This is a genomic window from Flavobacterium sp. JAS (assembly GCF_020991455.1).
Taxonomy (GTDB): Bacteria; Bacteroidota; Bacteroidia; order Flavobacteriales; family Flavobacteriaceae; genus Flavobacterium.
This window is the reverse complement of the sequence record NZ_JAJMOX010000009.1, coordinates 283,795-295,937: the sequence shown is the minus strand read 5'-3', so window position 1 is coordinate 295,937 and position 12,143 is coordinate 283,795. Positions and strand designations below refer to the sequence as shown.

General features: G+C 32.6%; 13 protein-coding genes. 11 read left to right on the top strand and 2 right to left on the bottom strand.

All coding sequences use genetic code 11. The features are described from left to right. Window positions 1–241: 241 nt before the first annotated feature. The 4 genes from LPB88_RS15665 (at window position 242) to hisC (ending at window position 4,094) form a co-directional block, all read left to right on the top strand. Window positions 242–940 (top strand): thioredoxin domain-containing protein, encoded by a 699-nt coding sequence (locus LPB88_RS15665; protein WP_230716596.1) that lies wholly within the window; start codon window positions 242–244, stop codon window positions 938–940. 10 nt (window positions 941–950) lie between these two features. Continuing rightward, on the top strand, window positions 951–1,628 hold the full coding sequence (locus LPB88_RS15660) for a DUF2461 domain-containing protein (RefSeq protein ID WP_230716595.1): 678 nt from the start codon (window positions 951–953) through the stop codon (window positions 1,626–1,628). 133 nt (window positions 1,629–1,761) lie between these two features. Next, window positions 1,762–2,814: a glycosyltransferase gene (locus LPB88_RS15655; protein WP_230716594.1), complete on the top strand. Its 1,053-nt coding sequence runs from the start codon at window positions 1,762–1,764 to the stop codon at window positions 2,812–2,814. A gap of 179 nt (window positions 2,815–2,993) precedes the next feature. Continuing rightward, complete coding sequence (gene hisC / locus LPB88_RS15650; RefSeq protein WP_230716593.1) at window positions 2,994–4,094, top strand: histidinol-phosphate transaminase; 1,101 nt, start codon at window positions 2,994–2,996, stop codon at window positions 4,092–4,094. A 30-nt stretch (window positions 4,095–4,124) separates the two neighbouring features. On the opposite strand, the gene LPB88_RS15645 is transcribed toward hisC, so the two are convergent. Continuing rightward, the gene (locus tag LPB88_RS15645; protein WP_230716592.1) at window positions 4,125–4,955 is read right to left on the bottom strand and encodes a hypothetical protein; all 831 of its coding nucleotides are present in this window, start codon (window positions 4,953–4,955) and stop codon (window positions 4,125–4,127) included. Window positions 4,956–5,198: 243 nt separating this feature from the next. Between LPB88_RS15645 and murB the strand changes: the two genes are divergently transcribed. The 7 genes from murB to LPB88_RS15610 all read left to right on the top strand — a co-directional run bounded on the left by murB (window position 5,199) and on the right by LPB88_RS15610 (window position 10,996). Beyond that, window positions 5,199–6,212 (top strand): UDP-N-acetylmuramate dehydrogenase, encoded by a 1,014-nt coding sequence (murB, locus tag LPB88_RS15640; RefSeq protein WP_230716591.1) that lies wholly within the window; start codon window positions 5,199–5,201, stop codon window positions 6,210–6,212. Window positions 6,213–6,343: 131 nt separating this feature from the next. Then, window positions 6,344–6,958, top strand: a complete 615-nt coding sequence (locus tag LPB88_RS15635) for an FMN-binding negative transcriptional regulator (RefSeq protein WP_230716590.1) — start codon at window positions 6,344–6,346, stop codon at window positions 6,956–6,958. 83 nt (window positions 6,959–7,041) lie between these two features. After that, window positions 7,042–8,148, top strand: coding sequence for a glycosyltransferase (locus LPB88_RS15630; RefSeq protein ID WP_230716589.1), 1,107 nt, complete (start codon window positions 7,042–7,044; stop codon window positions 8,146–8,148). Next, on the top strand, window positions 8,139–8,690 hold the full coding sequence (locus LPB88_RS15625; RefSeq protein ID WP_230716588.1) for an RNA polymerase sigma factor: 552 nt from the start codon (window positions 8,139–8,141) through the stop codon (window positions 8,688–8,690). The genes LPB88_RS15630 and LPB88_RS15625 overlap by 10 nt, the downstream gene beginning before the upstream one ends. A 156-nt stretch (window positions 8,691–8,846) precedes the next feature. Beyond that, window positions 8,847–9,668, top strand: a complete 822-nt coding sequence (locus LPB88_RS15620; RefSeq protein WP_230716587.1) for an energy transducer TonB — start codon at window positions 8,847–8,849, stop codon at window positions 9,666–9,668. Window positions 9,669–9,811: 143 nt separating this feature from the next. Next, the gene (locus LPB88_RS15615) at window positions 9,812–10,549 is read left to right on the top strand and encodes a DUF4184 family protein (protein WP_230716586.1); all 738 of its coding nucleotides are present in this window, start codon (window positions 9,812–9,814) and stop codon (window positions 10,547–10,549) included. Between the two features lie 66 nt (window positions 10,550–10,615). Further along, on the top strand, window positions 10,616–10,996 hold the full coding sequence (locus tag LPB88_RS15610; protein WP_230716585.1) for a PH domain-containing protein: 381 nt from the start codon (window positions 10,616–10,618) through the stop codon (window positions 10,994–10,996). Window positions 10,997–11,062: 66 nt separating this feature from the next. On the opposite strand, the gene LPB88_RS15605 is transcribed toward LPB88_RS15610, so the two are convergent. Continuing rightward, a complete protein-coding gene (locus LPB88_RS15605; protein WP_230716584.1) occupies window positions 11,063–11,923 on the bottom strand; it encodes a M48 family metalloprotease in 861 nt (286 codons plus the stop codon). Window positions 11,924–12,143 lie beyond the last annotated feature (220 nt).

Here is a 12,143-nt window from a genome sequence, read left to right as displayed (position 1 = left end):
GAATCTCCGCAAGAAACTCCTCATGCAAAATCGCCAATCTTTGTCGAGCTGCTTACGGAGATTCCTCGTTCCTCGGAATGACAAAAATGCGCATACAACCTTTGAGCACACCAAGTTAACAAAGAAAAATTCGCGCTAATTCGAGAAATTCGTGGCAAACCACTTTTTTTTCACTTTCTATTATGAATTCAAAAATTGAAAAATCACTACTTTAGCAATTCTATTTTTAAAATTCAGCTTTATGAAGTTTCCTAAAATATTACTACTAATAGTTTCTGTTGTATTAATTTCCTGTAACGAAAAGAAAGACAATTCCTTTAAGGAAATTGCTCCGAAAGATTTTGCAGAGAAAATTAAAACAACCGAAAATCCTCAGATACTTGATGTTCGAACTCCCGAAGAATTCGAATCAGAACATATTGATAATGCTGCAAATGTAAACTGGAACGGTGAAGATTTTGCCGATAAAGTAGCAACTTACGACAAATCGAAACCTGTTTTTGTGTATTGCTTAAGTGGTGGAAGAAGTAAAAAAGCGGCTGCAAAACTAAACGAATTGGGTTTTTCTACTGTTTATGAATTAGAAGGCGGAATCATGAAATGGAATGCAGAAGGTTTATCAAATCCGTCAACAGCGCAAGTAGGAATGACAATGAATGATTTTAATGATTTATTAAAATCAGACAAAAAAGTTCTGGTTGATTTTTATGCAGAATGGTGCGGTCCATGCAAACAAATGGAACCGTATCTTTTGAAAATGCAAAAAGAAATGACCGATAAAGTGGTAATCATTAGAATTGATGTTGACAAAAACAAAACTCTGGCAACTCAAATGAAAATCGACCAGCTTCCTACTATGGTTTTATATGAGAATAAAGCGGTACAAAAAAAATTGATTGGTTACATCAGCGAAGAAGATTTAAAAAAACAACTGCAATAATATATCAAATATGCTAACGAAAGAATCATTGCAATTTTTAGACGATTTAAAAAGAAACAACAACAGAGATTGGTTTCAGGATAATAAAAAACGATACGAAGTTTTCAAAAAAGATTACCATCAATTGGTGAGTGATTTTCTGGATGTAATAAAACCGCTGGATCCATCTTTAGAATTATTGGAAGTTAAAAATTGTACTTTCAGAATCAATCGTGATATTCGGTTTTCTAAAGACAAATCTCCTTATAAGGCACATCTTGGCGTTTGGATGTCTTGCGGAACGAAAGGCTTAAACCGTGCCGGATATTATGTTCATATCGAAAAAGGCGCCAGTTTTATTGCCGGTGGATTTTATTCGCCTGAAGCAGAAGATTTGAAGAAAGTTCGTAAAGAAATTGCTTTTTTTCATGATGATCTGGAAGCTATTTTAGCCGATAAAAATTTCAAAAAAGAATTCGGAAGTTTAGATGTAAACGAAACCAATTCGCTTAAAAATCCGCCAAGAGATTACGAGAAAGAACATCCTGCAATTGAGTTTTTAAAATTGAAAAGTTTTACTGCAACTCAAAAATATGATATTTCTGAAGTAACTCAGAAAGACTTCGTTGCTAAAATAAGCAAGAAATTAATTGCCTTAAAACCACTAAACGAATTCATCAATCGTGCTTTAGATACTGACGAATTTTAAAAAAGTTTGCCACGAATTTCACGAATTTCCACTAATTAAAAGCTTTGACAAAGTTTAAAACTTTGTCAAAGCCAAACAATAAAAATTAGTGGAAATTCGTGAAATTCGTGGCAAAAAAAATTATGTTTGCCGAATGAAAAAAAGAAAAATACTTTTTCTGGGAGAATCTTATCGCGCTGATGCTATTACGTGGATGAAAGGTTTGAAAGAATTTGGTGATTTTGAAATCTGTACTTGGGAACTTCAAACTCCAAATAATTCAAAACTCAATCGTTTCAAACGAATATTAGAATACATCTTCTCTCCTATTTCTATTCGAAAAACCATTCGGGAACAAAAACCGGATATGATTATTGCAGAAAGAACTACAAGTTATGGTTTTCTTGCTGCGATTTCAGGAATGCATCCAATTGCAATTGCCCAACAAGGCCGAACTGATTTATGGCCGGACGGTTCTGTTTTACTTCCTTTTAAGAAAATCATTCAGAAATATGCTTTCAAAAAAGCTGATTTAATTCATGCCTGGGGTCCGGTTATGACGATTTCTATGAAAGAAATTGGCGTTGACATGAATAAAGTTTTGGTTATCCCAAAAGGAATTGACTTATCACTTTTTTCTCCTTCGATAAATAATTCAAACAAAATTGAAGCGATTGTAACCCGTTCTTTACAACCGGAATATCGTCATGATTCTATTTTGAAAGCTTTTGCAATTCTTAATCAAAAAGAAATTGACTTTTCGTTAACGATTGTTGGTGACGGAACACGATTACAATTTCTAAAAGATTTGGCAAGAGAATTACAAATCGAAAGCAAAGTAATTTTTACAGGAAGAATTCCAAACACTGAACTTCCTAAATTATTACAACAATCTAACATCTATATCAGCATGCCAATTACCGAAGGTGTTTCGGCATCGTTATTTGAAGCAATGGCTTGCAATTGTTATCCGGTAGTTTCAGACATTCCCGGAAATCAAAGTTGGATCAAACATCGAGAGAACGGGCAATTAATTAAAATTGACCATATCGAAATGCTTGCCGAAGAGTTAATCTGGTCCTTTGAAAATGCCGAATCCCGAAATAATACTATACTGCAAAACAGAAAATTTGTTGAAGAGAATGCGAATTATGATATCAATATGAAGGTTATTGCAGATAAATATCATGAGTTGCTTTCGAAATAATTAACTGCAAAATCCTTCATCTCGATAGCTATCGAAATACACAATGAACACAAATCTTAGCGAGCTTTGCGCAAACTTTGTGTTTTTGCGGTAAAAAACATATTCTATTCAATTCGTAACTTTTCTTACATCTCAACGACATAGTATTAAACAGAATTGTTTAATTTAATCTAAAAGAGATGAGTAACAGAAGAAATTGGTTAAAACAAATAGGTTTAGGCACAATAGGATTAGGATTTTGTCAATTTGAAGCATTTGCAAATCCTCTTGAAGAACATATTTTACCGGATTTAGACAACTCACCTGTATTACTTAGATCAAACGAAAACCCTTACGGTCCATCTCCGTTAGCACGTGCTGCAATGACAAAAATGATTAATAGCACTAATCGATACGGTTGGGATCTTTGGCCTGAATTAATCACCCTCCTTGCTAAAAAGAATAATGTTTCAGACAACAATATTATACTAGGTGCGGGTTCAACTGAGATTTTGGATTTAGTACTTCAGTACACTGCATTAAAAAAAGGCAATTTCATTATGGCCGAAAACACATTCAATTACTGGACAGCTCCTTATGAAAAATTAGGACTTAAAAAAATCACCGTTCCATTAACCAAAGACAAAAAACATGATTTAGCAGCCATGTTGAAAGCTATCGATTCAGATACCAAAATGATTTACATCTGTAATCCTAATAACCCAACCGGAACAATATGCAATCGCGATGAACTCGTATCTTTTGTAAAAGAAGCATCACAAAAAGCCATTGTATTTGTTGATGAAGCTTATATCGATTTTACAAAAGAACAATCCTTAAGCGATCTGGTTCTTGAGAATAAAAACCTGATTATTACCAAAACATTTTCAAAAATGTATGGTTTAGCTGGTGGGCGTATTGGTTACGGAATTGCACATTCATCAACAATCGACGAACTTAACACATTGAAGTCAACTCCAAATATGTCTGTTAGCGTTGTATCGACTGCGGCTGCAATCGCTTCTTTAAATGATAATAAATTCATTCAACAAGTTTATGCTTCCAATCAGGAAGTAAAAAAATATACAATAGATCAACTTACTCAATTAAACCTCGCTTGTATTCCGTCGTATTCCAATTTTATTTACTTCTCTTTAGAAAATTATAAAAAAGATTATTTCAAACAATTAGAAAATCATAATATTCAAGGAACAAGAATCTATGAAGAAAACGGAAAATGGACCCGAATTACAATTGGCACAATGAAAGAAATGCAACGATTTATTGAAGCTATAAAATAAAGTTTACAATACTTTTGGCATCATAATTAATTAACAGCCTACTGCGGTAAAAACTCCAATAGGCTTAATTACTTTTCTTTTTTCACCTGGTTTAGACAAATACAGCGTTGGACTCGTAACATTATAATGACTGGCAGTATCAATAATCAAATCTAATTTATTATCATCATCAAGATCTCCGCCAAAAATTATTTTGATCATTTGATCGTCAAAATTTTTCTTTGCAACCAAAAGCTCCGTCATTTTCTTTCCGTCAATAACAGCTGTTAAGTATAATTTATAATTCGAAACTACAATCCAATCGGAATCCGGTTCTTCTTTTTTCTTTTTCCCTGTTGCATATAAAGTGTATTCAATGCCTTTGAAATTAAATTTAAAACTTTCTTCAGGATAAATACTCTCCGGTATTTTGACGCTTGATATATTTCCATCAACAAAATAAGGCAGTTTTTCAATTAAAATCACACAGGAATCTTTTACAGAAGCGCTAACCTCCCAACCTGTTTTGTCTTCTTCATTTTCATCAATTATAGGATCATTAACACGTTTGAAAGACACTTTAGTTTCAGAAAGCGAATAATCATTATTGTTTTTAAAAAGGCCAAACCAAACTTTCTTATCATAATTCTCCTCCACTTCATCATAATGAAATGTTTCCAATCGAAGAATTTTAACGGGCAAAGTACTGTCGACCGGAAAAGAAAAATCATTTTCTACAGGAGCATTAACGGCAAGTTTAGAATCCTCATTTGAGTCTTTACTTATAGTGCTGCTTATTGCGGTTTCCGTTTTGGGTTTATTACAACTTAAGAATTGAAAAATTATAATTAAAAGAAATAATGTTTTAAAGGCTGCTTTCATTTATTTGGTTGGGTTAATAAGGGGAATCAAACATACAAAAGAAAATGTCAATACTATGAGATGAATGTAAAAATTGAATTACGAAATTGAAAATATTTTATTAAGAAAACTTATTAAAAGTATTCTAAAAGCAATTAAAATTTCATTTCGATATTTTACCAAAATCTAACTCAAATAAATTATAATCCTTACTTTTGAACTCAGAATTATCCCAAATTTCGGGATTCAAAAAGCCTTTTATTTATGGAAATCCAATCCAATTTTTCTTTAAAAAACTACAATACTTTTGGTATCGAAGCCAGCGCCAGACAATTTATCGCAGTACATTCGGTTGCTGAATTAAAAACCATTTTACAAGAACACAAAAACGAGAAAAAATTTATTTTAGGGGGCGGAAGCAATATGCTTTTGACTAAAGACATTGATGCTTTGGTGATTCATATTGATTTAAAAGGTAAAAAAATCATCAAAGAAGATGAAGATTCTGTTTGGGTTGAAAGTCAGGCTGGCGAAACCTGGCATGATTTCGTATTGTGGACAATCGACAATAATTTTGGCGGTTTAGAAAACATGTCTCTTATTCCGGGAAATGTTGGTACAACTCCAGTTCAGAATATTGGTGCCTACGGAACAGAAATAAAAGACACCTTTATTTCTTGCGAAGCGATAAATATTGAATCTCAGGAAACAAAAACTTTCACGAATGCCGAATGTAATTTTGGTTATAGAGAAAGCATCTTTAAAAATGAAGTTAAAGATCAATATATTATTACATCTGTAATTTATAAATTGACCAAACGTAATCATAAAATCAATACTTCTTACGGAGATATTACTGCTGAATTAGCTAAAAACAACATTACAAATCCAACTTTAAAAGATGTGAGTAATGCTGTAATTGCCATTAGACAAAGTAAATTACCAGATCCAAAAGAACTGGGAAACAGCGGAAGTTTCTTTAAAAATCCGATTCTATTGAAATCTGATTTCGAAAAAATCCACCAGAAATTTCCAGAAATGAAATATTATGAAGTTTCTGAAACCGAAGTAAAAGTTCCGGCTGGCTGGTTAATTGAACAAGCTGGTTTTAAAGGAAAACGTTTTGGTGATGCAGGGGTTCATAAAAATCAAGCTTTGGTTTTGGTAAATTATGGAAACGCAACCGGACAAGAAATTTTAGCAGTTTCGAAAGATGTTCAGAAAACAGTTTTTGAAACTTTCGGGATTCATATTGAAGCAGAAGTTAATGTGATTTAGATTTTTTTTGCCAAGAATTCACGAATTATTATTAATTAATAATATTGTCAGACTGAACGAAGTCGAAGTCGTTTTCCGATTTTAAAGCATTTCGACTTCGCTCAGTCTGACAATTGAATAAAATATAAATAATGTATACACCTGACATATTCAAAGACGAAGATCCGGAATCTATCAGAACTTTTTTGAAAGAAAATAGTTTTGGAATTCTGATCAATCAAACTCACGGAAAATTGTGCGCAACCCACATTCCGATAGAACTTGAATTGAATGCTGACGGGAAAGAAATTCTGCAAGGGCATCTTTCTAAACTTAATCCGCAAGCAGAAGGTTTTGCTGAAAACGATCAGGTTTTAGCAGTTTTTACAGGTCCGCATAGTTACATTTCTCCCTCTTGGTATGATCATGAAAATGTACCAACATGGAATTATATAGCCGTACATGTTTACGGACGAATTAAGATTGTTGACGAAGCTGCCACTATAGAGCAACTTAAAAAGTTGGTCGATAAATACGAAGCTAATTCTGTAAATCCAATTCGTGTCGAGAATTTATCAGCAAAGACAATGCGCGAAGCCAGAGGAATCTTTGGTTTTGAAATTGAAATTGACGAGATTCAGGCCACCAAAAAACTATCCCAAAACAGAGACGATCACAATTATAAAAACATAATTTCAGAATTAGAAAAAAGCGAAAACCCTCAGGCTATTGCTGTTGCGAAAGAAATGTTGAAATGCCGAAAGTAAATCGGCTTTAGCCATTGAAATCTAGGAATTCATAAGTACATTTGCACGCGCAAGATTCAGAAATTAAAAGACATTAAAATCAGATGCTTATAACTTTATTTTACTTCTTTATTGCTATTGTTGTTATTCAAATTTTCTACTACTTAGGAATTTTTGGAAAATTTGCCTTTGCTAAACCACAAGAGATTACATCAAAAAAACTCCCTGTTTCAGTAATTGTCTGTGCTAAAAATGAAGAAGAAAATGTTAAAAAGTTTATTCCGTTATTAGCAGAACAAGATTACCCTGATTTTGAAATTGTTTTAATAGACGATGCTTCAAGCGACGAAACATTAGAAGTTTTTGAAGAATTTGAAAAACAATACCCAAACATTCGTTTGGTTAAAGTACAAAATAATGAAGCCTTTTGGGGAAACAAAAAATATGCGCTGACATTAGGCATCAAAGCTTCTAAAAAAGATTACCTATTATTTACAGATGCCGATTGTTATCCAACTTCAAAAGACTGGATCACAGCTATGACTTCGCACTTTACAATGAACAAAACTATTGTTCTGGGTTATGGTGGTTACGAAAAAGTAGAACGTTCATTATTAAATAAAGTTATCCGTTTTGAAACTGTTTTAACGGCTGTACAATATTTTTCATGGGCAAAGATTGGGCTTCCATACATGGGAGTTGGACGAAATCTGGCTTACAAAAAAGAAGAATTCTTTAATGTTAATGGTTTCATCGATCATATTCAGGTTCGTTCCGGCGATGACGATTTGTTTATCAATCAGGCTGCACATAAAGCAAATACTGCAATTTCTTACACGCCTGAAAGTTTCACCTATTCAAAACCAAAAGAAACTTATAAAGAATGGTTTACTCAAAAAAGAAGACATGTTTCTACTGCAGAACACTATAAGTTTTTTGACAAAATGCAATTGGGTCTATTCTTTAGTACACAATTATTATTCTTTTTATTAGTTATCCTTTTATTGGCATTCCAGTTTCAATGGATTGCTGTATTGGCTATTTTGGCAACACGTTACACCGTTGCCTGGACAGTAATTGGATTTTCTGCTGGAAAATTAAAAGAAAAAGATATTAAAGTTTGGTTTCCAGTTGTAGAAATCATGCTTATATTCACGCAAATTAATATCTTTATAACTAATCTCTTTTCAAAACCTGTACATTGGAAATAAATTCTAAAATAGAAAAAGCAAAAAAAGGTGACCAAATTGCCTTTACTTTTTTATTAGATTATTACTGGAATGAGGTGTACGGCTTTATGCTAAAACGTACCGAAAACGAAACTACTGCCGAAGATATTACCATTGAGACTTTCTCAAAAGCTTTTGACAAAATAGCCACATACAATTCTGAATTTCAATTCAATACCTGGTTAATTGCCATTGCAAAAAACGTTTACATTGATTTACTTCGAAAAAAGAAAACTAATCTTTTTATAGAAATCACTGACGCCGAAGATCAGCAGGCTTATAATATTGCTGACACTACTCCATCTGCTGAAGATGCTTTAATTAAAGAGCAAAACCTCTCCCGATTGCTTCTTTGCATCAAAGAATTAAAACCCCACTATCAGGAAGTAATTCAGTTACGTTACTTTCAGGAAATGACTTATCAGGAAATTGCCGTAAAGATTGACGAGCCTCTGAGCAACGTAAAAGTGAAATTACTTCGTGCAAAAAAATTATTAGCAGAAATCATTGAACGTAATAGATAATTTATTATCTTTAAGAAAAGAATAACATATCTATGTATTTATTCTTAAAAAAATAAATTATTCACATACTAAAATAACAACACCTACGTTGTTAGCTAAAACCAAAAACCTTATCGCTTATGATTTAAAGTTACTTAACCTTAAAATCCAAAAATCATGTCTAAATCAAACATCTACGAAACCACTTGGACCGACCTTGTTTTCGAAAACAAAAACAAAGAGTACGGCGCGTATCAATTACGTCAGGAAAATTCTAAAACTACAATTACAGCACTATTTGCAGGACTGTTATTATTAGCAAGTCTGGGAACTGCGTCGATGTTGATTAATAAGTTTAGAGGCGGCACTGTCATAGAGACACCAACCGCTCCTGATATTCCAATACATCCAACAAAAGTTGACATTCACCCGAACGTAGTAGAACCGCCAAAACCAATTGCGCCTCCACAACAAACTGCACCAGCTCCTGAAGTAGTTCAGTTAACACATCCTGTGGTTGCTGCAACTCCTGAGGCTGCACCGGAAATTGCAACTAATAAACAAAATAGCCCTGCTATTGACAATGCTACGCCAGGAAACGGAACTCCTAGTAATAATGCATTACCTGGTGGTAACGGTCCAGAAACGATAGTAACACCATCAGTGAATCCAGAGATTCCTGTAATAGCAGCTGCATTAGACAAATTACCAGAATTTCCTGGGGGAATCAATAAGTTTTACACTTTCGTGGGAAATAATTTCAACAGACCGGAATTAGATGCAGAAAAAACATTAAAAGTATATGTTTCTTTTGTGATCGAAAGAGATGGTTCAATGACTGACATCGAAGTAAAAAGAGATCCAGGTTACGGAATGGGTAAAGAAGCGATCAGAGTATTAAAATCATTAAAAACAAAATGGAGTCCGGGAATGCTAAACGGAAAAGCGGTGAGAACTGCCTACAATCTCCCAATAACAATAAAAACAGAACTAGAATAATAAATAGAGAAAAGCAGAACTTAGGTTCTGCTTTTTTTTGCTTTTGTTTTTACCATTAAGAGATTAAGAAAAATTAAGTTTTCTAGTCAATTTAATAATACTAATTTTAACCTCACGCAGAACCTCAATCTTATTTAAACTTAATGCCTTTTACTTTTTCTCATCCAGCAATAGTTTTACCTCTCAGATATTTACCTTCAAAATGGCTTTCGCTAACAGGTTTAGTAATTGGAAGTATAACTCCAGATTTTGAATATTTCATTCGAATGAAAGTTCAAAGCAATTATAGCCATACATTTTACGGAATATTCTGGTTTGATTTGCCATTAGCCATCTTACTATCTTTTATTTTTCATAATTTTATTTGTGATGCATTATTTTATAATTTACCTGATTTTATAAAACAACGAGTAATTGATTATACTTCATTTGATTGGAACACTCATTTTAAACAAAATTGGATTATTATTCTAATTTCGATAATCATAGGCATCGCTTCTCACCTACTTTGGGACGGTTTTACACACAATCATGGTTATTTTGTAGATCAAATTCCTTTATTAAAAAACAACTTCATCGTTTTTGGAAATGAAATTCCGATTTGGAAAATAGCACAACATTTAAGCACTTTAATAGGCGGAATAGTAATTGTAATCGCATTATTAAAGCTACCAAAAAGCAAAATCCAAAAACCTTTTAATTATAAAAAATACTGGATTACAATTATTATCTGCACAATAATTATCTCAATTCTTAGATTTTTTATTCATTTTAATATAAAAGCCTTCGGCAACATATTTGTTACGTTAATTTCAGCTTTTTTAATTTCTTTAATTTTAACTCCTTTGTTAATTAAATTTAGGGTCAGTCAGAAGATTTAACAAAATGAATTACTTTTACACTTCCTAAGAAGACAAAAAAATTGTAATCAAATTAAAAACTAAAAAATGGGAATATTTTCGGCTATTCTTGGCAATGCTGGTTCAGTAAGTCAAGATGATTTACTTAAAAAATACGGACAACTTTTAACTGACAATGAAGAAATCGAAATGGGTTTTAAACTAATCCGTGATACTTTTATCTTCACTAACAAAAGATTAATTCTAGTTGATGTACAAGGAATAACAGGTAGCAAAACCGAATACAAATCGATTGCTTACAAAAGCATTACCAGATTTAGCGTAGAAACTGCAGGAACTTTTGATCTTGATGCTGAATTAAAAATCTGGGTTGCCAGCGAATTGCAACCAAGTATCGTAAAACAATTCAACAAATCTGTAAATGTTTATGATGTGCAAAAAGTATTAGCCTTTCACGTTTTAGGTTAATCTTAAAAATAAAAAAACCGACAAAGTTTTGAAACTTGTCGGTTTTTATTTTTCTAACAGAAATTATTATTTCTTTTTAGTTGTTGTCTTTTTAGTGGTAGTAGCTTTTTTAGCCGGTGCCGTATTTACAATTTTCTGTTGCACATAAGGTTTATACAAACCATCTTTCTCTGCACGTTTTTTAGCATCTTCAGCTCGTTGTTTTGAATCAGGGTGAGAACTCATCATCTGGTCAATAAATGAAGCTTCGGTTCCTTCACTCATTTTAGCTAAAATTCTAAAAGCAGATTCTTCGGCATTTACATTATAACCATTCTTTTTCATGAAGTTATAAGAGAATAAATCAGCTTCAGCTTCTTGCTTGCGGCTAAATTTACTGTCAACAATTGCACTTCCTATTTTCCCTAATTGACTATCTGTAACACTTGCAACCGTTGCTGATTGTGAAGCTGCTGCATCCATTAAAGCTTCTTTTTTGTAAGCTGCTTTGATAGCATCTTGTGAATCGTGATTTGCAACGTGACCAATTTCGTGACCAATTACAGCAAGTAACTCATTATCATCCATGATATCCATTAAACCAGAATATACACGAACGCTTCCGTCTGCTGTTGCAAAGGCATTTACTTCTTTTAATTTGTAGACTTTGTAGTTTAAAGTATAACCATCACCAGCAGTATATTTCCCAAAGACCCTGTTCAATCTTAAAGTATAAGGATCAGTTGCTGCGGCAACCTCATTTTCTTTATCCATTTTCTCAACTGCTGCTTTAGATAACGCAGCTGCATCAGCATTGCTAAATGTAAAACCTGTAACTCCTTTTTGAACGGCTCCTATAGCTTTTTCTCCAAAATTAATTTGCGCATTCATTCTAGTGAAACCAAAAGTGGCAAATAAAACTCCCAATACAATAAATTTCTTTTTCATATTTTTTATTATTACAATTTAACAGCAAATGTAGTACAACATCAATGCCGTTTTATTTCATTTAAGGTTATTTTTTTAACAAATAAAGATATAAATTTTAAACGAGTAAAAATCAGTCCTTTATCATAATTATTCATCTTATTTCAATTAGCAGACAAAAAATAAGCTTTTTTACCCCACATCACAATTTAAAAACAATAATTTAACATCATCATGTAAT

What these genes read in the sequence shown, in the direction of transcription:
- LPB88_RS15665 (WP_230716596.1), top strand. Translation starts at nt 242, where the DNA reads ATGAAGTTTCCTAAAATATTACTACTAATAGTTTCTGTTGTATTAATT.
- LPB88_RS15660 (WP_230716595.1), top strand. Translation starts at nt 951, where the DNA reads ATGCTAACGAAAGAATCATTGCAATTTTTAGACGATTTAAAAAGAAAC.
- LPB88_RS15655 (WP_230716594.1), top strand. Translation starts at nt 1,762, where the DNA reads ATGAAAAAAAGAAAAATACTTTTTCTGGGAGAATCTTATCGCGCTGAT.
- hisC (WP_230716593.1), top strand. Translation starts at nt 2,994, where the DNA reads ATGAGTAACAGAAGAAATTGGTTAAAACAAATAGGTTTAGGCACAATA.
- LPB88_RS15645 (WP_230716592.1), bottom strand. Translation starts at nt 4,955, where the DNA reads ATGAAAGCAGCCTTTAAAACATTATTTCTTTTAATTATAATTTTTCAA.
- murB (WP_230716591.1), top strand. Translation starts at nt 5,199, where the DNA reads ATGGAAATCCAATCCAATTTTTCTTTAAAAAACTACAATACTTTTGGT.
- LPB88_RS15635 (WP_230716590.1), top strand. Translation starts at nt 6,344, where the DNA reads ATGTATACACCTGACATATTCAAAGACGAAGATCCGGAATCTATCAGA.
- LPB88_RS15630 (WP_230716589.1), top strand. Translation starts at nt 7,042, where the DNA reads ATGCTTATAACTTTATTTTACTTCTTTATTGCTATTGTTGTTATTCAA.
- LPB88_RS15620 (WP_230716587.1), top strand. Translation starts at nt 8,847, where the DNA reads ATGTCTAAATCAAACATCTACGAAACCACTTGGACCGACCTTGTTTTC.
- LPB88_RS15615 (WP_230716586.1), top strand. Translation starts at nt 9,812, where the DNA reads ATGCCTTTTACTTTTTCTCATCCAGCAATAGTTTTACCTCTCAGATAT.
- LPB88_RS15610 (WP_230716585.1), top strand. Translation starts at nt 10,616, where the DNA reads ATGGGAATATTTTCGGCTATTCTTGGCAATGCTGGTTCAGTAAGTCAA.
- LPB88_RS15605 (WP_230716584.1), bottom strand. Translation starts at nt 11,923, where the DNA reads ATGAAAAAGAAATTTATTGTATTGGGAGTTTTATTTGCCACTTTTGGT.